The organism is Phyllobacterium sp. OV277 (assembly GCF_900104355.1).
In the GTDB taxonomy this organism is placed as follows: domain Bacteria; phylum Pseudomonadota; class Alphaproteobacteria; order Rhizobiales; family Rhizobiaceae; genus Phyllobacterium.
Map to the genome: position 1 here is coordinate 427,194 of NZ_FNIY01000004.1, position 24,935 is coordinate 452,128.

Genomic DNA, 24,935 nt, shown 5'->3' on the forward strand with positions numbered 1-24,935 from the left:
GGTATCAGTACATCCGGACCAGCAACCGGATACTTAAATAGGTGTCAAAACGTTCGTCCTTCACCGGAAGGAGTAGGTGGCTTAGATGTCACGAGATCCCCGATAATGCGTTTGTCGGTCTTGCCCAAGCCCGGCAACCTGCGAAACTCTGTTTTCAGTTTTTCCCGCAATCACTTGGCTGCGCCAGGTACACGAAGGATTGGGAATGAGAATCGTTTTTGCGAACCGCTATTTCCTGCCTGATCAATCGGCCACAAGCCGTATGGTCTCCAGCCTGACTTCGGCACTTGCACACCAGGGTTTCGATGTCACGGCGATAGCCAGTCGAACGCTGCACGACCATTCGAATGTCGCTCTTCCTGCAGAAGAGATGATTGCGGGTGTCAGGATCAAAAGACTATGGGCAACACGATTTGGACGTCATCATCTCATCGGTAGGATGATGGATTATCTGACGTTTCATATATCGTCTTTCTTGTGGTGCTTCAGAAATCTTCGAGCTGGCGATCTGTTCGTCGTCTGCACCGATCCTCCATTGCTATCGGTTACAACCGCTCTCCCGGTGCGATGGCGGAAAGCCAGGACAATAAACTGGGTTATGGATCTTTTTCCTGAAGTTGCTATTGAGCTGGAAATGCTTTCGAAAACCGGCATTCCGGGGAAACTCAGCAGGGCATTACGCAATTGGTCGCTACGAAAGTCGACCGTGATTGTCTGTCCCACCGCGATCATGGCGTCTTATTTGCTGGAGAGCGGCTTTTCCCGAGACCGCATCCGCGTCATGCATCATTGGTCGGATGGTAATGAAATCCGTCCGGTTCCGCGCTCAACCAATGATCTGAGACGGCACTGGGGGCTACAGAACAAATTTGTGATTGGCTACTCCGGTAATTTTGGCAGGGCTCACGACTTTGCAACCCTGCTTGAGGCAGCCGCTCTTTTGAGGGATGATAACGACATACACTTCCTATTGATCGGCGGTGGACAGCAGCGCGCGCACGTTGAGGAAGTTGTCCAAACACAGCAACTGAAGAATATTACGTTCAAACCGTTGCAGCCGCCGGAAAATATATCCGAAAGCTTGAGTGCTGCGGATGCACATATCGTTTCACTCGTACCCAGACTTGAACACTGTATCGTTCCAAGCAAGTTTTATGGAATTCTGGCAGCTGGTCGACCCACCCTTTTTGTCGGATCACCGGAGGGTGAAGTGGCAAGTGTTATTGCCTCAACCCGTTGCGGAGAGGCTGTAGAAATAGGCGAAAGTCAAAATTTGGCGGATATTATTGTTCAGTTGAAAAATTCACCTGAACGGTGTGCAAGTATGGGACGTAATGCCCGAGACGTGCTTGATACTGTTTATTCTCGTGACAATGCAGTGCAATCTTGGGTGGACCTCATGTCTGGACTCCAGCAGCGGGCCTCTGACCCTCTGCAATCCTCTATTTATAGGTCTGCGTAATGAGCGGAACGGTCGTCGTCAGCCAGCTCGGAGCGCGAATGCATTATGCCGTACCGCGTATCCTTGCATCCGAAGGGCAACTTGCTCATTTCTACACTGACATCTGCGCCACAAATAGCTGGCCCCGCTTGATTAACGCGCTACCCAGCACGGTTCTTCCATCGTCGTTAAAGCGGCTGATCGGCCGAGTACCCAAAGGCGTGGCACCCAGCCTTACATCGACATTTCCCGCTTTCGGCGTGACATCAGCGATATGTCGGCTCAGGCTCAAAAATGTGGTTGAACAGACAAGGCACGCCGTTTGGGCTGGCTCGCATTTCTCTGAGTTGGTCGCCTCCAGCGGATTTCACGGTGCAGCCGGTCTTTACGCTTTTAGCGGAGACGCGCTGGAGCAAATGCGCGCGGCAAAAGCACTGGGCATGTGGACGGCCTTGGAGCAGATGATAGCTCCGCGTGAAGTCGTCGAAGAACTGGTTCAAACGGAACAGCGGAGTTTTCCGGACTGGGCTGGAAAATACGAAGAAAACCGTTATGCGCAAACCTTTGCCGAACGGGAAAAAGCCGAATGGGAACTTGCCGACGTCGTTATTTGTCCGTCGGAATTCGTCCGCCGCAATGTCATCGCCTGCGGTGGACCTCCCCACCGCTGCGTTGTGGTCCCGTATGGTATCGACTCCCAGTCTAATGATCGCAAGCCAACCCGCACCAACGGTCCGCTACGTGTGCTGACCGTGGGCGAGGTGGGATTGCGCAAAGGCTCGCCCTATGTGGTGGAGGCAGCACGTATCATGGGATCGGCGGCGCAATTCCGCATGGCTGGGCCAACTATCTTACCTTCAGAAATCAAGAAAAATGTGGCTGCACTGGTCGAGTTGCGTGGAATCGTACCTCGATCGGAAATGGCAAAGGAATATCAATGGGCGGATGTATTTCTCCTTCCCTCGGTTTGTGAAGGCTCAGCTACGGCGATCTATGAGGCGCTGGCAGCGGGGCTACCTATTATCTGTACTGAGAATGCCGGCAGTGTCGTCAGGCATGGAATAGACGGCTTCGTCGTTCCCGTCAGGGACAGTCAAGCGATTGCTGAAGCGCTCTTCGAACTTTCAAGAAATGCAGCAACTCGCATCGCAATGTCAACGAATGCCAGAGAACGCGCCGCGGACTTCACAGTCAAACGTTACGGCGAACGACTTATGCAAGTCCTGACGCCCCTATCCCGAAAGCAAGCACCGGCTGGGACTCTAAATCAGTCATGATATACGCGTACCCCCCGCCGTTGGCTCAAGAAACAAACAGGCGGAGTTCGACATGCGTATAATTCATGTCATTTCTTCCATAGATCCTGCGCAAGGAGGACCACAGGGAGGTTGTATTCGTTTGGCAGCAGCTCAATCAAACTTGGGCCATGACATACATATCGTGAGCTATGGCAGCGGAAACATACGGAAGCGTGCTTTTGAAGCGGCAAGTGCCGTTCCTCATTTTAAGGGCATCACGTGGCACTTGCTCGCAGACCCGAATGTAAAAGAATCCATTTTTTGCTTGCAAGGCCGCAAAACATTACGTGCCATTTTGACGGCGGGCTCGTTTGTACATATCCACGGTGTCTGGGAGACTTTGCTCCGGACCGCAGCAACTATCGCCTTGGAAAAACAGATCGCCTACTGCGTGCAGCCGCATGGCATGCTTGATGAGTGGAGTCTGAAGCAGAAAGCTTTCAAAAAGCGGCTCGCCTTACGTTTCGGTTACAGGAAAATGCTGGACAATGCCAAGTTCATTTTGGCGTTGAATGCGGACGAAGCTCGATTACTGGAGCCTCTCAATCTGGCATCGCCTCACCTGATAATTCCCAATGGGGTGTTTCTCGAAGAGTTTGAAAACCTGCCCTCAAGCGGGTTCTTCAAGGAGCGCCTTCCGTTAGTAGGCAACAAGCGTATCATACTGTTTCTATCACGGCTTCACTCCAAGAAGGGATTGGATATCTTGGTGAAAGCGTATGCCCATATCGCTGGTAGTTATGCGGATGTGGATCTTGTAGTGGCAGGCCCCGATGGAGGAGCGCGTGGCGCTCTTGTCAGTGCGGTAGCACAGTTGAACCTGAATGACCGCGTGCATCTGATTGGCGCGCTTTACGGGCAAGACAAGCTACGTGCACTGGTGGATGCGACCTGTTTTTGTCTTCCAAGCCGCCAGGAAGGCTTCAGCATCGCCATTCTTGAGGCGCTAGCGTGTGGATTACCCGTTGTGATCAGCGACGCGTGTCACTTTCCGGAAGTCAGGGCCGCGCATGCCGGAGCTGTAGTTACACTCGCACCGGAGGATGTGGCCTCTGGTCTCAGCGCCATTCTTGACGATACTGCGATGGCTTCTGAAATGGGTGGAAATGGACAACGGCTCGTCTACGAGCAATACACCTGGCCGCGGATCGCCTCATCTACGATCAAAGGATATGTAGGGATCTCCAATATGACAATGCCGGCGACTTAGGGCCAATAACTTAGGCAAATTCTCCACCACGACGGCGTCTGATGGGCTTGGCCGGATTGCCTACATAAATTGTCCAGGGCGCCAGAGCGCGCGCTGCCACGGCACGGGCGCCAAGTACAGCGCCCTCACCTACAAGAACACCAGGGCCAACAAATGCCTCGGCAGCAATCCAGGCATTGGCCTGTATAGTGATCGGTAAACTGACAAGCGGAAAATCCTTATCATCGACGTCGTGTGTGCCCGTGCATAGATGAGCACGCTGCGACACAATCGAAAAATCTCCAAGCGTGACATCAGCGACATTATAACAAAGCACACCGGGACCCATGGACGTATGCTGACCCATGGCAAGATTTGCGGGCCACCAAATACGCGCGCTGCCACGGATAACTGCCGTTGAGTGAACCCGTGCTCCAAAACACCTGAGCAGCCAAACCCGCCAATGATTACAAGGAGAAGGTGTCCAAGCAGCGAGAACGAACCAGCAGATCACCCAAGTCAATCGCATGAGCCGAAATCTGAGAGTAAAAGTTGCACCACCAAAGCGAGGTAATTGCTCCCCTGCTGTGTCCAATACCGTATCGGCAAAACGAGATCGCATGAAAGTATATCCCTGTTAACGTATTATCTCGCCGTTTCTGCAGTATGTTTTCAAGGCGTTGCGGTGAGATGAGAACGCAAAGACGGCGTCACGACAAAAGACTGTTCGTGCCACGTATGCTGTGGCGGACGACGCGCCCACCCTAGAGCAGGCACAAGAAAAATGAGCATGTGTACCCACACAATCAGCGCCCAGTCGGTTTGATGTGAAATGGCATGCATGGCAGGGACGATCGATAGCATGTAAACGATCTGAGCCGTCGTCGCACCGGCATTTGCAGACACCCATAATCTTCGAACGAGGTAAGACAAAAGAAGAAATTTCAACGCACCAAAATACCAGAAAGACTGAAAAGCATCAGCCATTCCTGTTTCGGTCGTTCCTGTCAGAGGACTATATTCTCGTCCCAATGCTGGCAGCTTCGCCATCAGGGCGCTCTTGAATTTCTCGCCAACAAGTTGCGCAGGAACATAATTAAACACAAGGCGGTTCCAGTGGAACATGCCGAAGTCGAATTCGAGTGACGTGTCTGTATTGTAGATGCGCAAGACGGCATTGTGCATTTCTGGTCCGCCGTCTTTCAGCAGGTTATCGAAATTAGCCGCGATGTCGATCCGGCTGATATCTTCCCATAGCGGTCCCGAATTTGCCCTTGTTATATCTCGATAATCGCTCATCGAACTCATCAACAACATACCCACTACAATGCCCGTCACGGCGAACGCACGCGGCACAATCCAACCTCTTTGAAACCAGAACGCCAGAACAAATATGGCGATCAATTCAACGGCTTCGGCTCGTTTGCCTGTCACAACAATTCGATCGAGATAGAATACAAGATCCACGCCGATAATAAGTGCCGCAGTCCAAGAAAAACGCCGGGCAAAACACAGGGTGGCGATGGCGAGGCCATAGGTTAAAAAACGGGCAAAAAACAGCCACGCAACTGGTGCTCCACTCATCTGCACCCCGACGGAGACCTCGCCGGGCAATCGACTTAGTCTATAATAGAAATAAGCACCGGTGACGGACAGAAACAATGAAACAATCAGCAAGCGCTTTTCGTCAAAGTTCTGCTGCAAGAAACGGAAAGGGCGGGCATTGGACGACCAGCCTAACCAACACATGGTTAGGCAAAGAATTGAGAATGCAATTGTTTTGACGTAGGCGCCACCGGGCAGAAAATGATCATCAGCCAGTGCTGGAATCTGTGGCATGATGAAACTAAAGGTGATGACTCCCACCAGAAATGGAAACTGGTATATCCTCTCGCGCCGTATAAGACCCCAGCCGATGAGTAAGAGAACGGTGATCAGCATCAGCCACGTGAACAACCAGTTCATGCGAGCATTCCCGTAGCAAAGATCTGGCTGTCTCTCGCCCCGCGGTCTTTCCATAATCGGGAACGCAGCATGTACCAGAGGCTCTTTGGATACTCTTTGAAAATCTGAATGCCGTCCGGCCCAAAAGCTATCTGCCAGTTGGAAACGTGTGGCTCAACCGGAAGTGAAACCCAGTGGATACCCGAGGAAATCCTTTCAAAACTGCCCATCGCACGGCGGGAATGAAACCAGCTGGTTACGAGAATGGCTCTACGCACGTGCATGCGGTACAAAATGGGACTGGAAAAAAGAGCGTTCTCCCATGTGTTCGCCGATTGGCATTCGGTGGTGATCAATCCGCTGTCAACGCCAAGTTCGACAAGACTTTTGCGTATCCAGTTACAATCTCCATCTCCGCTGATCAGTATTTTCGGCGCCATTCCAGCGTGCCATAAAAGGGCGGCCTGCGCCGCACGCGAGGGCCCATCGCCACCCAAAACGACAATGATGTCTGCCTTAGTCGCTGGTGTGCGTACGCTCAAGACAGTATCGGCAAGCACAATTGCCAAAGGATAGCTGGACAAGGCAAATGCACCCAAAGCCAGAAATATGGCGAACCACCAGCGACGCATCACGCGTTCACCACCATGGTTCGCGTGCGATGCCGGTATCGTCGTCATATTGAAAGACCGTGTTCGCGGCGGCGCTGTTCTTCGATCTTGATAACAATCATGTATTCGTAGGCAGCAATAAGCCGACAATAATGATAGCCTTGCCAACCATCGAGAAAACCGCACCGCAATAGATACATGTAAGCAAAACGAGCTGCTGGTCGAAACGGTATCCTGTAAGACAACTCCTTGAGCGCGCTGCGGCGCGCTTCAGGAAGTCGACTGAAAAAGCCCTTCCACGGGATACCTTTGCCGCGCAATATCTGGAGCGACTCCTTCGCCTCGAACCCGGAATAACGATTATGCTTGTCAAACCAGGCGGTTAAGCCCTTGCTGAAACTGTAGTGGATAAAGTGGGATTTAAGGCGCCCGGTCGGACCATCGCCGACACAACGTGAATGGCACTCGCGCTCATACACGACCCGCTCCGGTCGGCAAAGACGTGTGATCCACGTCGGATAAAGGCTGCTATGTTTGACCCAACGCCCCATGAACATATTTTTATAGCGAACGCGAAACAGCGCTTCCGGCCGTTCGGGATCGTTTGCAATGGCCAGCATTTCGTCACGCAGGTCATCAGGCGTAATTTCGTCAGCATCGGGCATGTAGACCCATGAGTGTTTGAACTCTATCTCCTTCAGGCCGTACATGCGCTGCTTGGTTTCCGTTTCATATTTGTGCTGATAGATTCGCGCGCCAGCCTCCCTCGCGATCTCAACTGTTCGATCCGTGCTGAAGGAGTCCAAAATAACGATGTCGTCGCACCAGGATAAAGAAGCCAGGCAAGCTGGAAGGCTTTCTTCCTCATTCAAGGTCATAATCAAAACAGATACCGACAAGTGAGTACTCCATTCTTAGGCGCGCTAAACAGCGTCGGACAAAATAGCCGGACTTGGCTGGGTTGGTTGCTGGCTTGGACCAAAGCTCTTGGTTGGCTCCGGGCGAAGCAACACGGGAGCAACGACATTGAACTGGGAAACGGTAACCGAACGTGGCTTGTTGTTGCTGGCAGTGGCGCTTGCCGCGAAAACAAAGGCTGAGTGAATAGCAATCGGGAATATCAACCCGAATGTCATTGCATAGTTTGAGACGCCAACGACCAAACCAATAAACCCCAGACTACCACACAGTGCGGATGAAGCGACGATGATGTTCGTGGTGGTTGACTGTGAGTATGACTGATCCAACAGCAAATGATGCAAATGCCAACGATCCGCCGTCAACGGATTGCGCCCAGCGTACAGCCGGCGAACTATGAGGCTTATTGTATCGGTGACTGGTACAATAACGATCCACAGCAGAACAGGAAAGGCAATCTCGCCTTGACGCGAGAGTGTGATCAACAGATAGGCAATAGTAGCGCCAAGCACAGTACTGCCGGCATCACCAAGGAATATATTGGCGCGTGACAACCAACGGCTGCGCATGTTGAACAGAAGAAAGCCACACACGGCAGCGAGAAGGACAAAGCTGGACAGGCCCAGATCTTCAAGGCCCTTCCAGCTTGATATCAAGGTTACCCAGAAAATTGCAGTCGCGGCACAGCCGCCTGCAAGTCCGTCAACGCCATCAATCATGTTCCACGAATTAATCAGGCCAACAACGAACAAGATCGCGATGATCATGAGTATAGGCGCGGCCGTAGCCACAAGAGCCAAGGGCAGCATATTCGCCACGTAGATGCTTGATCCGGCCAGAGGTACGATGAGAATGCCAGCGGCAAGCAGTTGCCCGACAAGCCGGGCAATTGCTGACAGTTCGCTTCGATCATCCATTACCCCAATACAGAGGATCAAAAAACCGCCAGCCCAAAAGCTGACAGGTAGAACCGTCGTACCTTTGGACAACATAACAAAAGAAAATGCGGAAAAAATCGCGATCCCACCGCACAGCGGAACCACACATTCATGCCGCTTTCGATCGTCCGGGTGATCAACAAGAGCTAAAGAATAGGAAACCTTCTTGAGAAACAGGACGAGCAGCACAGTCACCGACAGGGCTACTATTGAATTGGTGAACCAGAGCGACACGGCCTACCCCCGTTTATGAGGCGTTCGCCGATCCAAAGTGTCACCACCTTTCATCATCGACGTAAACGCTTTTTCAAAAAGGTATCGGCGTGTGGAAGGGAGCTCCATTTAGGAGAATTGAGAACTAGTTCAACTTGAAGGATGAGGCGATCTTCACCTTTTGACTAGGTGTGACAGCGGGATAAGAAGCCACGCCTCACATCGGATTATCTTGCCATCAGAATGCTGCGGGGATTTACACAGAACGGTTTATGCAACCGTCTTTTATCAAGTGTAGACGCTCCGATCGCGGCGATAGTTAGCTCCAGGGCCTAAACCGGATTATGCAGCGCATCCAGTATTAGTGAAATTCCTCAAAAGCATCGACCATAATGCGCAAGTCACGCCCTCGTCACTCTCAACCATTTAACCTACTTATCAAGGATGGTTCAAATATTACGGCAAACAAGTTTTCCGGCCATCACGAATATTGAAATGCGGAATCTCCAAAAAAATGGACAGCGATTATTCTGTTCAACAGAAAAATAGGGGTAAACATGAGTGGAACTACGTCTCATAACGCAAGTGACTATATTCATTATGATTTTAGAATCGATCGTGATCACAAGCGTACCAACAGCATTTTCATTTACGCCGAAACGGGAGTTGTTTTTCAAGGGCTGGTACATTCATTAGAAAGGACGTTCGCCGACATACAGATAAATCTCGCAAATCATCTTCCTGACAATCAGAACCAGGATCTGAATGTGGGATTGGTGCTTCTACATGCAGATATTGTCGATGATCTATCGGAATGTATTGAGCGATGCCGGATTTGTTTCCCAAACGCTTCCATTACATTAATGATCAACGGTGATGGCGCCGGTTCTCATGTTCTGAGCAGGCTGTTTGGCGACAAGAGAATTCAAGGCCTCCTTCCATTCACTCTGAAACTGGATATTTGGCTGGCAGCTATCTGGCTTCTGCTTAACGGCGGAGAATATTATCCCTATGGGATCATGCAGTCCTTGGAACAGATAGCAAGAGATAGTCACGTGCGCAGCCGTCACACGGTTATTACAAATGGCATCACGGGACGAATTGGAGAGAGCAAGCCTGTGGACACTTTGACATTGCGCGAGCGTCAAATTCTGGAATTTCTTTCAGAGGGTCTACAAAACAAAACCATCGCCGACCGGCTTAATCTCTCCGGTCACACCGTCAAAGTGCATGTTCATAACCTTATCCGGAAACTCAAAGTGCATAACCGGACTCAAGCTGCAGCTATCTATCGTAACCATCTTGAGCAATCATCACTGCAATCTGCAGTCAGTTGGAACACGCAGCGCGCAGTCAGTCGCACCAGGGAAATGATGGAATCGATCACTAACGCCTGAAAACCCGCTTAAGAACTGTGGTATTTGAGTTAAACTCAAGCGCATGCGCTTAAGGGAAAAGCGCGTGCAATGCCAGTATTGTTCGCAAACCAGGCAGATACACCTGACTTTGCCTTAGCATGATTTGGATTTTGTTGGGGTATTTGCAGTGCTACGATTACACATCGCACTGCCCCCTATCCATAAACTTTACAAACACCATCGTTTTCCGGCCGAAATCATCAGTCACGCTGGGTGGCTGTATCTCCGGCTTTCCGTGCATTTGCGCTACGTCAGGAATCTTTTGCCGAGCAAAAGTCCCGTCATGAAAGGTTCCTATTAAGGCAGCGTTACCGCGGCGATGTAAGAACCTCGTGTAACTTGGCGCGCTTGACGTCAAGCCAATTATCAAAGTCGGATTGCTGAGGTAAATATTGCGCTAAAAGGCTGCCGCGGCATTCTTCAGAGTATTCAAGGACAGATTTGATATCTCCATCCTGGAACACTTTGAGCAAGTCCAATGCGTCGATCCAGACTAGTCCAGCCTCGACTTGCTCCAGATTGAGTGAAACAAACATTGCGTCGGCACGGATCAGATTCAGCGCATACTGATCTTGAAACCTGCGAATACGCGCAAGGCTTTGACGCAGATTTATGAGTGCATGGGACTGGTCACTATCCGACCAAAAAATTTGCGCCAACTTCGAACAGGAAATAGATTGAGAGCTTTCCTCTAGTAGTAAATATGCTAAAATACGAAAGAAGTTAGTGGGAACCCATGTTACCGGCACCCCACCTAAAGTAATACTTGAATCACCAAAAAGCCTTATCCTCATTCTAATTATTGACTCCAACCTTGATGGTGGAAACATGAATTCCACTGCTCTATGGATTGGGATCATTATAATTTTTCTACATATTAAGTCTTTATCTTGAAATCCCGTTCTTTGTCTGTGAGTACATAAATTCTCTATAAGCGCTTCTAAATCAGACATTTGATATTGTTCACCTGCTATCAAACACAGAATCATCGAGTACACTGGTGTGACACAAGTAATCATCAGGATCATTGGAAGAATTGCGGATCGGCTCTATGCTAGCCAGTGCACCACCGCTCAAAGTTGACAGTCAACTGTTAAAGGATACGCGCCTTGGGGATTTTTTACCCTTGCGCTATATCTGACGCGCATAACAAAAAAATGAAATAATATTGGTTTGATATTAGACACTCTATTGCGCTCAATAGCCAACATGATAAATTCTGTTTCGGGAAACATCCAAACATAACACAGACTACAAAGTAAGTAATTATAAAATACAAGAGACTGCTCACATGGATACCAAAGTAGACTTGAGAGAAAAATTTATAGAGCGCCTTAAGCAGGTCGCACTTAAATATGAGAATACTGCCAATGAAATTGATATTATTTCAAGTCGACTTGAATATGACTTGGACTATATTTTTTGTACCGATAATCTGAAAGTTGAAGCTGCTCGATGTCGAAAACTTGCCGTGCATTATGCAAAGGTCGTAGCACTACAGGAAGCCGAATTAGCGGCGCAACGTGACTGTGAAGGGGAAAAATCGGAGGCTGCCTCTCGAGACCTATGAGTGGGGCAATACCGTTAAAATTTGGAATGGATAGTCTCACTTGCGTATAAGTAAGCTGCTGTGGCCTGTACCGCAAGACGGCGCTCCAGTGTGCAATTGATTTCCGGCAAAATGCGGCACAATTTTCAGACCACGCGTACCAAAATATAAGCACACTGACTAATTGGTCTAATTCTAAATCAAATTCATTACAATTTTATCAGATAAGGACTATAGGGAACAGAAGCAACTTATAGTAAATTTGATTACTGATGCGAAAGTAAAACGAAAAAACATGCATTTTTAAACCCATATAACGACGACGGGCGGGGGCTTCTGTCATCATGAAGTTGACAGTTTTCGGAGAGGCGACAGTTAGTTTTGGCGGGGTGCTTGTCCCACGCATACCCACGAATTTCTTGCGGATTATCGTCTACCTTCTTCTGGAAAACAGCGGCCTGTCTGTCTCCCGTAACAAGATAGCGCAAATGCTCTGGTCGGACACTGATCAAGCCCATGCCTGCATGAACTTGCGCCAAAGCCTGGTGCGCATCCGCAAATTTCAGGAGCAGTATGATATTTCTCTGGTTGAGAGCGATACGACCCATGTCAGCCTGAACCTTGCCTCCGTCGAAACTGGTTTCGCAAAAATTGATTTGCTCGATTTCATTGATTGTTGTGCCCATGGCAGCGTCGGCTCGGTTCTAAAGGTTTCAGAACTTTATCGCGGGGATCTGCTGGCGCAAAATGAACCATGTAATTCCGATTTCGATGCATGGCTTGACATTAAGCGCGTCAACCTTCGCGATGACTTCATCGCCGCTTTGATGGCAAGCCTTGAACAGCCAGATTACAGTATCGATGAGAAACGACTATGCGCGCGCAAGCTGATTGATGTCGATCCTTATCAGGAGATGGGCTATCGCAAGCTGATGCAAACGGCTTCTGAACTTGGAATGATCGCAAAGATCGAGCAGTCTTTCAGAGAGTGCGCCAAGAAGTTACATGATGATCTTGATGTTGAGCCAGAGGCGGAAACTATAGAGCTTTATCAACGGCTTATGACGAAGGGGCCGTTTCGTAGACAGCAGTCTCTACTCATTTCGCAGTCCCATCGGTCATCCAACGACAATAGCTTCGAAATTCAACCTTCGCATTTTATTCAGTCCCAAGCAGAATTTGACGTATCAAAACAGCTCGCGCTGCCAAAGATCATCGTCCTTTTTGTACCAAATAGTTCCACCGATCCCATGGAACAACTGGCAGGTTCATTGGTCGACGATATAACCATCGGTTTATGCCGCCTGCGCACTCTGTCCGTTATTGCACCCTATACCTCATACAGGGTGGTAACTGAAACAAACATCAATAGCTTCTCCGATCTGCATACCCAATTGGGCGTTGACTTCGTTTTTGATAGCAAGGTGGTGCGACGCGATGGGAGTTGCTTCCTGTCGGTCAAACTGATCAATACCCGCTCTCGGGAGATTGTCTGGGCTGAAAAGCAGAAGTTCGACTATGTTTTATCCGAACAACAATACCGTCAACTCTCGATCCGCATTGTTCTCTCGGTCGTCTCCACGATCGAAAAAGTTGAGTTGGATCGTTATCATAAGCTGCTTCAAGACCCAAACGCTTATTATTGGTATCTCATTGGGAAGAGAGAAATCGACAGCTTGAATCTTTCGAAAGTACGCATGGCACGCGAGGCTTTCAAGAATGCCTTGATAGCTGCGCCAGATTTCGTCCCCGCCCTTAGCGGTGTTGCCAGAACAATGCAGCGGGAATGGCTTGTCCTGGCACGCAATGAGAAGGACATTCTGATTGAAGGGGAACAGATTGCAAAAAAAGCGGCGCCAAATGATCCAGAAGATGAGAGGCCTTTGCGAGAACTTGGCACAATTAATATGTATCTTGGTAAATATGATGAAAGTTTGGACTATTTTGATCAGAGCGAGACCCTTAACCCGCAACACGCCGATCTCCTTGCAGATTATGCAGATGCCCTAACGCATTCCGGCGAGCTTGATTTGGCTCTTGGAAAAATTCAACGCGCGATGGCGTTAAATCCTTTGGCCCCGGACTACTATTATTGGGTGGGGGCGGGAACTTTCCACTATCTTGGGCGGTATGCCGAGGCCGTCGGATTTCTAGAGAAAATGAACAATCCGCGCGCGGCATCTCGCCTGATGGCGGCATGTTGGGCACGATTGGGCGAAAAGGAACGGGCAGCCGAGTACCGGACTTATGCGCTGGAAGACAATCCATTATTTCGGATTGATGAATGGGTGAAATCAATGAGTCTCAAAAAGCCGGAACACCGTAGAATGTATGAAGCGTCCCTACGTGAAGCAGGATTTCAGTGACCCAATTGCCAGTACAAAAAGGGGAAAATGGGAATGACAAAATATTATATCATTGGTGAATCGGGAACTGATGAGCTTTGGCTTATTGATATTGAAAAAAAGAGCATTGAAAAATTTGAGAACGTTTCCGAAAGTCCGGTTATCGAGACCATCAACACGGCACGGAAAAGTGGTATCACCGTAACCAAAGGGATCAGCATCGCCATCGTCACACACAGAAGAAATGGCGCGGATGTAAAAATGTCGATTAATGATCCCGGGGCGGAAAAAATATAAAAATAATGTCATTGGATAACGTGAATTAGCAGCAATAGTTGATTGATATAGAATCGAATCAAATTACTTTTGCGATGTGGCTCTCCTTCATAGAAAGGTTATTCGCATGGCAAAGTTTTACATCATTGATGAGCCAGATACTGATAGTATTTGGCTCGTAGATTTAGAGAATAAGACTATTGAAAGCCTTGATCGGGATTTGATCGAGTGCTCCGGAAAATCTGGCCATGAGTTCATTCAATCGATGAATTCTCGATCAGGAAACATAATAATGACTGAGGCATATCGAAATGGGCCGTCCGAAAGATTGTCATCGGCCAGCCCCGGACATTAATTCCAATGAGCGCGGCCTTTTTCAAAGCGATAGGTAAGTTTGCTTTGAACAGAGTTCGTTGGGGCAATAATGATAACACTGGACAGTATCTCAGTTGAAGACCGGCTGGCGGCGGATGAGGAGAACCTTCATTCCGCCGCTTGCCTGGAACAATCGTCTTCAACGAGGCTGCTGGATGCCGAGCAGACTGTACAACGGTTGCGTCCGTATTTTCCTCAGCTCGGTATTGTCCGCCTCGCCGAGACAACAGGGCTTGATCGGATCGGAATTCCTGTCTGGATGGCAATTCGCCCCAACAGCAAAACGCTGGCTGTGAGCCAAGGCAAAGGAATAAATTCGGCACATGCCCGTGCGTCGGCCGCCATGGAAGCCGCCGAAATCGCTATCGCGGAGAACATACCACTCCCATCAATCGCAGCTAGCCGCCAAGAACTGCTTCAAGCGGGGCGAGCAGTGTTTGATGCCAGGATGTTCGTGATGCGAGGCGCCGAGGAGCCTGCCGACGGTACAATTCTCGATTGGTTGGAGGGTTTTGATCTCCTAAAGAAAAAGACAGTTTTTGTACCAAAAGAACTTGTGGCAATGGATTTTACATCCCAGCGAGAGTTCCATCACTATTGCCAGTCTACCGATGGACTTGCCTCCGGGAATTGCCTGCTGGAAGCTGTTATTCATGGTTTATGCGAACGAGTTGAGCGTGACGCTACGGAGCTGTGGCGTTTCAAGAGCGACGCGTTCGTGTGTGCTCAATGTGTAGATCCTGGCGTATTTTCCGATAGAGACATCACTTGGCTGTCTGAGCGGATTGCCCAAGCAGGTTTTGAGCTGCGTCTATTCAATATACGTTCCGATATTGAGCTTCCCGTATTCATGGCAACAATCAGCTCAGCCATACGACGAAGCATTTATCTGCATTTTGATCTGACGGCCGGCTACGGTTGTCATCTGTCACCTCGCATAGCCGCCATACGGGCAATAACCGAGGCAGCACAGACACGTCTGACCAATATTTCAGGTGCGCGAGATGATTTCGACCCTTCGGAATATGCGCAGCGGATCGCTTCTGATCTCGAGATTTATCCAAACGCACATCCAAGTGATCATTGGCAGTTCAACGAACCTGCGCTCCATAGGCGCGCGATTCTCGACAGTTATCTCGAACCACTGCGCCAACGCGGCATAACCAGTGTGGTAGTTGTTCCACTGGGCGGCGAGGATTGCGGCATATCTGTTTGCCGGGTGTTGGTTAATGAACTCGAAAATCCGGCCGGCATCCGCAAACACCGCTTTGGCGGGCGGGCGCTGAACGCCATGTTATTGCAATGAAGATTCTGTTTGCAGGTCCAAGTCTTGCCGGGACAGAATTCGTACCTACACGCACAGGCGAAGATCGCGTACTGACTCGCCATTCATTGACGTGTCGAGGCCCCGCACAATGTGGTGATATCACCCGTGCTGTGGATGAAGGATACCGCATGGTGGGCCTCATTGACGGACGATTTGAAGACGTCGCAGCCGTTTGGCACAAAGAAATACTCTATGCGCTATCGCGAGGGGTGGCTGTCCTTGGTGCCGCCAGCATGGGCGCACTACGCGCTGCCGAATGCTATCCGTTTGGAATGATTGGTGTTGGAGAAATATTCACGCGTTATGCGTTTGGGGGATTGGAAGACGACGCCGCTGTCGCGCAAGTGCACGCCCCGGCCGAGTTTGGTTATACCGCCTTCTCCGAAGCCATGGTCACCATAGATGCGACCCTTGATGCCGCACTGGCCAAGTCGGCAATTTCGGCAGACGAATACTCCCTGATCCGGGGCAAAGCCAACGCGATATTTTTTAAAGAGCGAACCTGGGATCGCATCTTCGGTGTGGTGTCTTTTGACATCGAGCGTGCAGCTGAGCGCTTGAAACCTTTTTTCCGCAATGTCAAACGGGACGATGCACTTGAAATGCTCAATGCCCTGCTTGAACCAGTTCCACCGGAAAAAGGAACAACTTCCAGTCCTCACGTCACCGGATGGTTGTTCAATGAAACAACACAATGGCGCAAATTGCGGGCATAGAAGTGGGCTTGTCACGTTAACTGAGGTTGACCAATTTTGTGGGCGTAGGGCCAAATAAGAGCATCTGTTCGATCAATCCAGCAGATATGTAATATGCGATTGATATGCAGAAGATGAATTTTACTGTTCCGATTGAAATCGGCTTGCTTTAAACTTGGCGCATAAAAACTACCGTCCGCCACAAATGATAAATTCAATGCCCCTAGCACACACAAGGGAGCGATTATCGCAAATCCCGGAAGCCATCGACGCATATAAAATGTGTCTTTTCTCTTTAATTCACGAATGATGCGCCAGACAAACCAAAAAGCCCAAATCAAACTAGTAGTTGAAGTCATCGCTAAAAAGAATTGTTTGTCATAAAAAGAGAAGCCTGAATTCGCTAAACTTGCTTGTATTGCAGGATTAACGGGCCACATGTTCAGCAGAAGGGGCTCATCTACGATAAAAAAGATAACTCCCGAAGAGGACCAAGATAAAGTAGCCAAGCTGCAACAATAAATATTAACGGTATAAAAACAGAACAAAGAGAAGTTTTAGTGTTCTCTACCCAATATACGCGTTGCTGCTCCTGCGACGGAGTGAGTGCTGGCCAATCGGGTAGTCCAAGTTGTTTGATACGTTCAGCGAGATCAGGGCTAATATCTTTTTCTAACTTTTTTGCATTGAACGTCGGCTTCCCTCCCTGCCTCCGATCATTGTATTCATCGTCTGGATTTTCCCCGACTGTCATCGTAACTACAATGCCTCCCCTGATCGTCGTAGTTTCGTAATTGCGCTTTTGCCCTGTAGCGCTGCTGAGATAGAACCAAAAAGTTGATAATAGGCTGAAGATGCAGCAATCTAAAATCCATTACGAAATACAATATTCCACTAATTTAGAGTCATTAGAAGTATGCTTTTGGAAATTGCAAGTGGGGGAGATGTTTCACTAAATCATTTTTCGCTTTGCAGCACTAATTGGTATGTACAATTCCGCAAGTCATGACAAAATGGTCGTTTGAGTTGCCGATAATTGCCTCGCAGCACGGCGTTCCCATCAAAGATTTGAATCGATGGTGTCCTACAGATTCAAATTTGTCATTGGACGATTGCTTCTGAAAACAGGAGCCTTGAGGGCATGTCAGACAGCCCCCAGTCATTCCATGTCACGCGTTGTGATCCTGATCGCAACATGGCGCGATATTATAGCCTGACCATACAGCCAACCCTTTTTGGTGAGATATCGCTCGTGCGCAATTGGGGGATAATTGGCACAAGAGGACAACAGAAGGTCGACACTTTTTCCAACTCTTCCGCATTACAGAAAGCCTTTGAAAAGCTAACGCAACAGAAGTGCCATAAAGGCTATAAGTAAGCTTTCTTTAAAAATGCTGATAACAGGCAAATCTTGGGCATTTTGATTGTAGCCCAAATGTCTACAATCCCGATTAAAGACCTGTTTTGTCTTGCCTATTCGATAATATATCTTGGACAGACTGCGGACTACAGACCCGCTCGTTATTTCCTCTCGTTCCGAATAAATATTTGATTTGGCAAAATAAGAATGAAAACGGCTAAACAAACGACGACTACTTCACTCTGCCTTTTCATTATCGTCAGCAGAGTCCTTCGCTCTTTGCAGCCACTTATCTGCTTCTCCCTTACTTTTTTTAATGCCATTCCCGTCTTTATACATACCAGCAATTGTTGTCTGAGCGTCGACACGGCCCTGTTCTGCCGCTTTTAGAATCCATTTCGCAGCCTCCGCTGCGTCTTTCGGTACACCTTCACCATCAAGATACATCACGCCCAAGTAATACTGTGACTCAGCATCTCCTTGAGAAGCAGCTTTCAGATACCACTTTGCGGATTCTTCCAAACTAATATCGACACCTTGTCCTTCATGATACATTTCCCCGATTGCCTTTTGTGCTTTGAGATTACCGAGGTTGGCAGCCTTAAGAAACCATTTAAAGGCCATGGCATCATCTTTAGATGTGCCTGTGCCCTGAGAAAAAAATACACCGACATAGTACTGTGCCGTTGGATTGCCTTGCTCTGCCGCCTTCTCATACCATTCAAGTGCCTGCACGTAATCTTCCGGAACGCCGTTACCAGAATACAATCGTGTTCCCAACTCCAGTTGGGCACCCGCATCTCCCTGCTTGGCACGTAGTTGCACCTCGCTTAGGTTCCCGCTGTCAAATTTTCCAACTTCGCTAATCTCAAATGCCAAAACAGCTGAGATCGAAAGGGAAAATGCCATGACAATCATCGCTAACGGCAGACATAGTGTCCATCGATTCCGTGACATTTATTTATGTCTCCTAATCAAGATCAACATGCTCCCACGGCGTCCGGTTTTGTGGCTGATAGTCCCTGATACTCATTTTCTGCGGTGCGTAATTGCCGTTTAGAAATACATCGGCTTCGTCATCTCGCCTGTTGGGAACAGCTGTGCGAGCAAGATTACGAATCCGATCGTCGCCAGTATAATGGTATCTCCCGCGATTAAGCCATTCAGCGTAATTCCCACCCGGATTCCATTCTTGTCCGTTTTTCTTTTTCCCGGTTTTATCAATAATTCCTGGACCTCTATTATAAGCAACATCTGATAACGCATCGTATTCGTTCTTATAAAGCGGTACATGAATAACTTTTTCTACATTTTTCCGATGCTCTGGATACGTCTTGTTCTTGAATAAATCGATCGCATCTTGATCAGTTATACCGTTGACATATTTCATTTCTTCCATTGCATTAGTCAGATCCTTGCCCTTAAGCCCTGTCGCGGGGCCAACAGCAGATACAATGTTATCAACCGTCACCGGTTGACCGTTATCTCTTAAATACTGGACTGTCTGATCAACCTTCGTTTGATCCATGACGAACGCTTTTTCGTGTACCAGTTTACCAATACCTATCGTGACGTTTCCTGTAGCAGCACCGTCACTATCATACTCATTGCGCCGCAAAGCTTCTCTGGATGCGGTAAAGTCCTCGCCATCCTTTGTAATCGCCCATGGCTTCCATAGGCGTTTAGTGGTGACTTTCTCAATCTTTTCCACGGCAATCGGCGCAATGGCATAGGGGATATTCCCTAAAGGTGCTTCGTCATATGCGTTTTCGGCTTCAGACTGGTCTTCTGGATAGCCATCGCTCTTGTTTCGATGCCCTAAATAAAGATAAATCGTCTCAGCGGGATTGGCTGTGAAATACCGCTCGGTCAGCCCATTCTCGTCGGTTGCACCTGCATAAATATCGCCGGACAACTTGTATTTGACCGTGTAATACATCCCCTTGGATTTATTGCCGGTCCCTTTGTTGCAAAGATTGCCGTTGGCGTCCTTGACTTCAAAAGCGACGCTATACGGCTGGTTTTTATCACACGTTGCACAAGGCTTGGCCGTGCCTGTTTTCAGACTCTGCTGGCCTGCCACAACGATGCCCCTCGCTTGTTGGGGCGTAAAACTCCCGGCCTCGCTGGCATTCTTGGCGAAGAACAGCGATGGACTGGGATAAGCAGCATTTCCTCCAAGCCCGCCCGCTCCAGAGAATACATCCGGTTGACCCATAAGAAAATCCGGGCGCATGGATGCCTGTGTATAGCCAGGAACAGAAGGGGGCTTATCGGTCATTCATCGACTCGCTTCTATGGTGGACTGATTATTCACTTTGCCGTCTTGTTGGTCATGTCGGACAGATTATCCATTAATTTGTAAATCTTATCATCCGGAGTTCCGTCCTCCGGGTGACCTTGCAGATATTCACGGGTGAACGGTCGTCTTGCGATTTCACTCTCGCTGTTAAGCATCAGCCATGCCCAGTAACCAATGGCCCGCTCGTCCTTCAGCCCAAAACTTTCACCGTTCTTCTCGCTGGCTGTCACGAACTGCAACAGTTCGCGGTCATTCATACCGGCTGTAGCCTGTGGATCATTGTCTCGCAGGAATTGGGCGATCCGCATATGCGAAGCATCACTGCGAACCTGTTGAAGTTCGGCAATTTGCAGGGGATCGATCCGCAACGGACCGCGCGGCGCAATCGGTAGCGCTGCCGGTCGTGGTGCAGAACGGGAACCTCCATAATCGGGTGCATACATCATGATGTGACTGGCAGGACCGAACAGACGGGCAAACTGAGCTTCATCGAGGAGCGGCAACAGTGCGACCAGAACACTCGGATCCCAATGCCGGAACAGAACGCTTTCCTCACTGGCTGCTAGTGACACACCATCCTCTTTTGCGGGCAGCGGTTCATAGCCTGGAATCGCATCCGATGGGATCATAACCATGTTGATAGTCCGCAAATGCCGGTGTAGCGCATCTTCGCCGGAGGGACATGACCAGAAAACCATGGAATCCATCTCGCCCGACAGACTGTAAAGACAGTAAAGGTCTTCTTTCCCATCAACAGGTACAAGCCAGCCACCTGCCCGCTCGACTTCCACATCTGCATGTTCCAGGAATAGCGAACGACCGGATAAGCCCATATGGTCTAACTGCCTTGGCAAATCTCCATAACGACCGCCATCGACAACCGCAAAGATTGGTTTTGGTATGTCGAGAACATCGCTGAACAGCTGCTTCAGCTGCGCCGGCAAGGGCCTTTCTTCAAACGTCGCTGTCCCGGCGGACTCACTGTCTTCGGTACTCTCAATAGTGCCTCTCGCCACAGTATCGCTATTCATCCGAACCTGCCTTGACGAAGGCTGGACCCTGCGCCGACATCTTCTTCAGGCACTGCGAGGGTGGCACTGGAGCCTTCCCCGGAACAAGCGCCGGGGAATAGAGAACCGGCCCTGGCCCTATGGTCAATTGTGCTCCACCACCCTTGGCAATCGTCATTTGCGGAGCAGAGATAATGATAGTGCCACCCTTGTCCATTTCAAGGCGCGCATCGCCCACCTTTACGCGGAAGGTATCGCCTGCCTTGATTTCAAACACCTTGCCTGCCTCGATGGAAATGTTTTCGCCCGCCAGATAATTCAAGTTCCTACCAATATTCTCCTGCTTATTAGCGCCAACGACTACCAGTTGATCCATACCCACAAAGGTGGATTTAAAAACGCCCACCTGTTCACTCGAAACCTGGCCCACCGTACGCGAAAAGCCTGAGCCAACCGAAAGCGTTTTGTTGATGCCGATCGTCTCGGTGTGATTGCTGCCAACACTGATCGACTTGTTGCGCCCGACATCTTCCGATTGGTCGTTCCCCACATTTTTTGAACGGTCATGCAGAATGTCTATGTTCATGTCCTTCTGACCGTGAATGTAGATTTCTTCCTTTTCCTTTTCATCCTCAAATGAAAGCTCGTTGAAACCTTGTCCCTTGTGAGTGTTGGTACGGAATACGGACTTTGTCTTATGCTCCGGTAGCGTATACGGTACCTTGGTGCTCGGATTGGGCACTATACCTGTCACGACGGGGCGGTCGGGATCGCCTTCGAGATAGGTAACCATGACTTCCATGCCGACGCGTGGAATGATTTGTGATCCGAAGGTGCTTCCAGCCCATGATTGCATGACGCGGATCCAGCAGGTGTCGGAACCGTCTTTTTTGGTGCGGTTGCGCTGCCACGGGAACCAGACCTTGATCCGCCCGTATTCGTCCGGATGGATTTCCTCTCCCGGGGGGCCTGCAACGATGGCAACTTGCGAACCATCAACGCGTGGGTTGGGCGTATGACGATGCGGCGTTGCGGGCAGCCGGCTGGGAAGCGCGATGAATGAATTGCTGTAATCCAGTTCACCGTCCTGCACCGTCTCGTAGGAATGATCGACTATATGATGGACAATTGCGGTGACCACATACTCTTCAAAGACATGATCGGCGTGTGCTACTTCATAGGGCTTGAAACGCCGTCCTGCAGCCAGTGTTCTGACGGTCGAATGTCCTTCGATCTTCTCGTGGTCTGCTTCGACCGCCTGCATGCGCAATTTTGAGGCTTGATCATTGGTGGATTGGTCTAGGGCCTTTGATGGATAGTGAAAAAGCTCGTACTCGGCATTCTTCGGCAGTGACACAAGGGAGGGAGTCGTTGCCCCTTGCGGGCCCTTGGGCATTTCAAAATTCCAATCACCTCCGGCGCGCTTTCCCGGCGTGAATTGATAATCTCTGGCAAACTCGCTGATGTGATTCCTGTCGGTTGAGCCTGCCGCAAACCTGACATCGGTTTCTGGCCCTTTCGTATAGCCATAGGGATGACTGGCCATGTGAAGGGTATGTTCACCATCCTTGTGCTCAAACCAGTAGAACAGACCATCATATTCCAAACGCCGGGTTAGGTAAGCAAGGTCCGTTTCATTCCATTGCACGGAATAATGGATTGGGACCGGAGGCGTCACAACACCGCCGGTAACGGCTGCCTTAATCCCATGTTCGGACAGGAGAGTTTCAGCGACCTGAAGTGTCGTCATATCCATCCAGATGCGGCAGTCCGAGCGCTGGGACAGCAGCCAAAATTGCGGGCGGATGGTCAGTTTGTAGGAGCGAAGTCCTCGGGAAACAGGCGGGCCTTCCCGAAACCCCGTTATAAGTCCGTTCCATGGTCGGCGCTCGCCATAGGCGATCTCAATGGAAACATCAGCCAACGTGCCAACGAGTTCTTCGGGCCTGATGTCGGTTTGCTTGGATTTGACGTCAATTCCGATCACGAACAAGCCGTTGATCTCTTCGTGAATATCCATCTTTTCAGCAAGAAGAACATCTGTACCAAGCGACGTCGAGATGCGAAGAATGCGATCAGCCTGAATCAAACCAGCGTCCGAGAACTCATATTCCATGCACACCTCAACATAGTTCAAGTCTAGGTCAACACTCTTTCGATTGTTTTTAGGTTGTCGGGAAAGCTACGTCGAGTGTTAAATCCGCTATAGTTCAATCAATTATAAAAGATCACTATCAATGGGAACAAATGTCATTTCATTGACCTAATTGTTCTCTGCGCCCGGGCAATGGCTTATCAATTGAAGCATTTAATGCACTTTGGTGTAGCCGAAGTCTGCGGCCAATCACGTCGGCCGCTGTACGGCAAGCCAGTCCGTTTGGAGTACGGGTGTCAGAGTGAGACTGACGGGGTTCAACGATATTCTACTGCTTAAGTGTTGTAGCAGCGGACCGTCGGATCTCATCCCTCAAAGCGGTCATTGTCGGCATTAGTTCAGCTACCACAACGACGCATAGACGATGCATACCCATGCCTCACCTGAAATCTCCCTTGAAATGCTACGCCTTGAGAGGATTCGAACCGAAAGCCATGCAATTAACAAAAGGCTTCGCCAAATCCGATGCCACGGATCGCAGTACGGAATTTATGGAACTCAGCGAATTGCGTAAATGTCTACTGCCCTTGCACTTTGCTTTCTTTCGAGCCCACATTTGACTGGGCTTGAGCACATTAGGAGCTGGTGAAACTCAACACCAATAGGCCCGAACGTGCGATCTTGGCCATTTGAAAGACCAGACGAGGTACGCGGCGCGAATAGACATGTTCGGCGCGCGATATCCCGACGGCATCAATGTGCCATTCGCAGGGTCAAAATATGGGGACTAACCGTCCTCCATAGGCCTCCTTCTCGAATTCAGCACCTGCTTCCCCCGGGAGAGACGTGCCATCCTTGAAATCTCCCCAATGAACCATCTCATGCAGAACCGTGCGTTCAATCATAAGACGCATTGTTTCGGGGTCTTCATATATGCCCGACTTCTCGATACTGTCACAAACACTCAATGCGATAAAAACGGTATTCTTGTACCTATGATCAAACTGGCCTTTCAACATGTGGCCAGGTTTTCGTTTCTGGGGTGTTTGAACCATAGCCCGGCAGTCTATCGTGGGCAGGCTGCCGAGTGTCAGAGCAGAGTTGGCGGCCACCTCGCTTAGCTGAGAGTGCCGCATGAACGCCTTGAATATCTTTGTGTTATACTTTGTCTTCGGAATATTTTCGGATATCCATTTTGATAAATTTGGATAGTCTTTAATCATTCGAGATGAAAGTTTCATACTTTTACCCTGTGGCTTTGATCCGCGGACAATTACACCGGCCATATTAATTGGCAAGCGTGGGGAGATCGCGCGACTAAGGCTCTGTTGGAGCGGATATCCTCTGCCTTTGTCGAAGCGACGGTGAACACCGTTATCAGCAAGCGTTTCGCCAAAAAACAATAGATGCAATGGACCAAGCAGGGTGCGCATCTGCTATTGCAGACGCGGACAAAGACACTGGACGGATCGCTTAGATCGACCCTCGAGGGTTGGTATCCGGGTATGGCAAACCACACCGATCAGAACCGCCGTCGCAGAGCGGCCGCGTGATGCCCCACAACTTTATACGGCCCCCTAAGAGACCGCTACGCGCCACGCTCCCAACAAACGGATGTGTGAATTTTTTAC

22 protein-coding genes and 2 pseudogenes are annotated in these 24,935 nt (G+C 49.5%); 12 read left to right on the top strand and 12 right to left on the bottom strand.

The genetic code is table 11. The features are described from left to right. The first annotated feature begins 205 nt into the window (after positions 1-205). Genes BLU05_RS16670 through BLU05_RS16680 form a run of 3 tightly spaced genes read left to right on the top strand, consistent with a single transcriptional unit; the run spans position 206 to position 3,949 of the window. The gene (locus BLU05_RS16670) at positions 206-1,462 is read left to right on the top strand and encodes a glycosyltransferase family 4 protein (RefSeq protein WP_244518392.1); all 1,257 of its coding nucleotides are present in this window, start codon (positions 206-208) and stop codon (positions 1,460-1,462) included. Further along, entirely contained in the window at positions 1,462-2,718 is a 1,257-nt protein-coding gene (locus BLU05_RS16675; RefSeq protein ID WP_091882131.1) for a glycosyltransferase family 4 protein, read from the top strand. The genes BLU05_RS16670 and BLU05_RS16675 overlap by 1 nt, the downstream gene beginning before the upstream one ends. A 52-nt stretch (positions 2,719-2,770) precedes the next feature. Further along, positions 2,771-3,949: a glycosyltransferase gene (locus BLU05_RS16680; protein ID WP_091882135.1), complete on the top strand. Its 1,179-nt coding sequence runs from the start codon at positions 2,771-2,773 to the stop codon at positions 3,947-3,949. A gap of 10 nt (positions 3,950-3,959) precedes the next feature. On the opposite strand, the gene BLU05_RS16685 is transcribed toward BLU05_RS16680, so the two are convergent. The 5 genes from BLU05_RS16685 to BLU05_RS16705 are packed head-to-tail and all read right to left on the bottom strand — an operon-like array spanning position 3,960 to position 8,393. Beyond that, positions 3,960-4,550: an LbetaH domain-containing protein gene (locus BLU05_RS16685; RefSeq protein WP_091882139.1), complete on the bottom strand. Its 591-nt coding sequence runs from the start codon at positions 4,548-4,550 to the stop codon at positions 3,960-3,962. 50 nt (positions 4,551-4,600) lie between these two features. Then, on the bottom strand, positions 4,601-5,893 hold the full coding sequence (locus BLU05_RS26260; RefSeq protein ID WP_244518393.1) for a hypothetical protein: 1,293 nt from the start codon (positions 5,891-5,893) through the stop codon (positions 4,601-4,603). Further along, the gene (locus BLU05_RS16695) at positions 5,890-6,552 is read right to left on the bottom strand and encodes a YdcF family protein (RefSeq protein ID WP_244518394.1); all 663 of its coding nucleotides are present in this window, start codon (positions 6,550-6,552) and stop codon (positions 5,890-5,892) included. The genes BLU05_RS26260 and BLU05_RS16695 overlap by 4 nt, the downstream gene beginning before the upstream one ends. After that, positions 6,549-7,382 carry a glycosyltransferase family 2 protein gene (locus BLU05_RS16700; RefSeq protein WP_091882145.1) on the bottom strand — a complete coding sequence of 278 codons (834 nt, stop codon included), beginning with the start codon at positions 7,380-7,382 and terminating at the stop codon, positions 6,549-6,551. The genes BLU05_RS16695 and BLU05_RS16700 overlap by 4 nt, the downstream gene beginning before the upstream one ends. 24 nt (positions 7,383-7,406) lie before the next feature. After that, positions 7,407-8,393, bottom strand: coding sequence for an MraY family glycosyltransferase (locus BLU05_RS16705; RefSeq protein WP_280139039.1), 987 nt, complete (start codon positions 8,391-8,393; stop codon positions 7,407-7,409). A gap of 716 nt (positions 8,394-9,109) precedes the next feature. Here BLU05_RS16705 and BLU05_RS16710 point away from each other — a divergent pair. Together BLU05_RS16710 and BLU05_RS26475 are read left to right on the top strand one after the other, a co-directional pair. Continuing rightward, a complete protein-coding gene (locus tag BLU05_RS16710; protein WP_091882149.1) occupies positions 9,110-9,949 on the top strand; it encodes a helix-turn-helix transcriptional regulator in 840 nt (279 codons plus the stop codon). A gap of 169 nt (positions 9,950-10,118) precedes the next feature. After that, positions 10,119-10,235 (top strand): annotated as a pseudogene (locus BLU05_RS26475) (IS6 family transposase); the annotation flags it as partial. Positions 10,236-10,278: 43 nt separating this feature from the next. On the opposite strand, the gene BLU05_RS16715 reads toward BLU05_RS26475, so the two are convergent. Next, a complete protein-coding gene (locus tag BLU05_RS16715; RefSeq protein WP_139210481.1) occupies positions 10,279-10,923 on the bottom strand; it encodes an AfsR/SARP family transcriptional regulator in 645 nt (214 codons plus the stop codon). Positions 10,924-11,261: 338 nt separating this feature from the next. Here BLU05_RS16715 and BLU05_RS16720 point away from each other — a divergent pair, with 338 nt between their 5' ends. The 5 genes from BLU05_RS16720 (at position 11,262) to BLU05_RS16740 (ending at position 16,558) form a co-directional block, all read left to right on the top strand. Continuing rightward, positions 11,262-11,540, top strand: coding sequence for a hypothetical protein (locus BLU05_RS16720; RefSeq protein WP_091882154.1), 279 nt, complete (start codon positions 11,262-11,264; stop codon positions 11,538-11,540). Positions 11,541-11,863: 323 nt separating this feature from the next. Continuing rightward, entirely contained in the window at positions 11,864-13,885 is a 2,022-nt protein-coding gene (locus BLU05_RS16725; protein WP_091882157.1) for a BTAD domain-containing putative transcriptional regulator, read from the top strand. A gap of 33 nt (positions 13,886-13,918) precedes the next feature. Further along, positions 13,919-14,161 (top strand): hypothetical protein, encoded by a 243-nt coding sequence (locus tag BLU05_RS16730; protein WP_091882159.1) that lies wholly within the window; start codon positions 13,919-13,921, stop codon positions 14,159-14,161. Positions 14,162-14,564: 403 nt separating this feature from the next. Further along, positions 14,565-15,821: a YcaO-like family protein gene (locus BLU05_RS16735; RefSeq protein ID WP_091882162.1), complete on the top strand. Its 1,257-nt coding sequence runs from the start codon at positions 14,565-14,567 to the stop codon at positions 15,819-15,821. A gap of 149 nt (positions 15,822-15,970) precedes the next feature. After that, positions 15,971-16,558, top strand: a complete 588-nt coding sequence (locus BLU05_RS16740; RefSeq protein WP_175540636.1) for a TfuA-like protein — start codon at positions 15,971-15,973, stop codon at positions 16,556-16,558. Positions 16,559-16,569: 11 nt separating this feature from the next. On the opposite strand, the gene BLU05_RS26015 is transcribed toward BLU05_RS16740, so the two are convergent. Next, positions 16,570-17,046: a hypothetical protein gene (locus BLU05_RS26015; protein WP_139210482.1), complete on the bottom strand. Its 477-nt coding sequence runs from the start codon at positions 17,044-17,046 to the stop codon at positions 16,570-16,572. 632 nt (positions 17,047-17,678) lie between these two features. Here BLU05_RS26015 and BLU05_RS16745 point away from each other — a divergent pair. Beyond that, positions 17,679-17,915 carry a WGR domain-containing protein gene (locus BLU05_RS16745; protein ID WP_091882168.1) on the top strand — a complete coding sequence of 79 codons (237 nt, stop codon included), beginning with the start codon at positions 17,679-17,681 and terminating at the stop codon, positions 17,913-17,915. Positions 17,916-18,134: 219 nt separating this feature from the next. On the opposite strand, the gene BLU05_RS16750 is transcribed toward BLU05_RS16745, so the two are convergent. The 5 genes from BLU05_RS16750 to BLU05_RS16770 all read right to left on the bottom strand — a co-directional run bounded on the left by BLU05_RS16750 (position 18,135) and on the right by BLU05_RS16770 (position 24,590). Beyond that, positions 18,135-18,854, bottom strand: a complete 720-nt coding sequence (locus tag BLU05_RS16750) for a tetratricopeptide repeat protein (protein WP_091882171.1) — start codon at positions 18,852-18,854, stop codon at positions 18,135-18,137. A gap of 13 nt (positions 18,855-18,867) precedes the next feature. Further along, positions 18,868-20,178 (bottom strand): glycoside hydrolase family protein, encoded by a 1,311-nt coding sequence (locus BLU05_RS16755; RefSeq protein ID WP_091882173.1) that lies wholly within the window; start codon positions 20,176-20,178, stop codon positions 18,868-18,870. 32 nt (positions 20,179-20,210) lie between these two features. Next, the gene (locus BLU05_RS16760) at positions 20,211-21,230 is read right to left on the bottom strand and encodes a DUF4123 domain-containing protein (RefSeq protein ID WP_091882176.1); all 1,020 of its coding nucleotides are present in this window, start codon (positions 21,228-21,230) and stop codon (positions 20,211-20,213) included. Further along, positions 21,223-23,325 carry a type VI secretion system Vgr family protein gene (gene tssI / locus BLU05_RS16765; protein ID WP_091882179.1) on the bottom strand — a complete coding sequence of 701 codons (2,103 nt, stop codon included), beginning with the start codon at positions 23,323-23,325 and terminating at the stop codon, positions 21,223-21,225. Before tssI ends, BLU05_RS16760 begins: the two co-directional genes overlap by 8 nt. Before the next feature lie 752 nt (positions 23,326-24,077). Continuing rightward, entirely contained in the window at positions 24,078-24,590 is a 513-nt protein-coding gene (locus BLU05_RS16770) for a hypothetical protein (protein WP_091882182.1), read from the bottom strand. A gap of 45 nt (positions 24,591-24,635) precedes the next feature. Here BLU05_RS16770 and BLU05_RS16775 point away from each other — a divergent pair. Continuing rightward, positions 24,636-24,857: pseudogene (locus tag BLU05_RS16775) on the top strand (ISKra4 family transposase); the annotation flags it as partial. Positions 24,858-24,935: the final 78 nt, after the last annotated feature.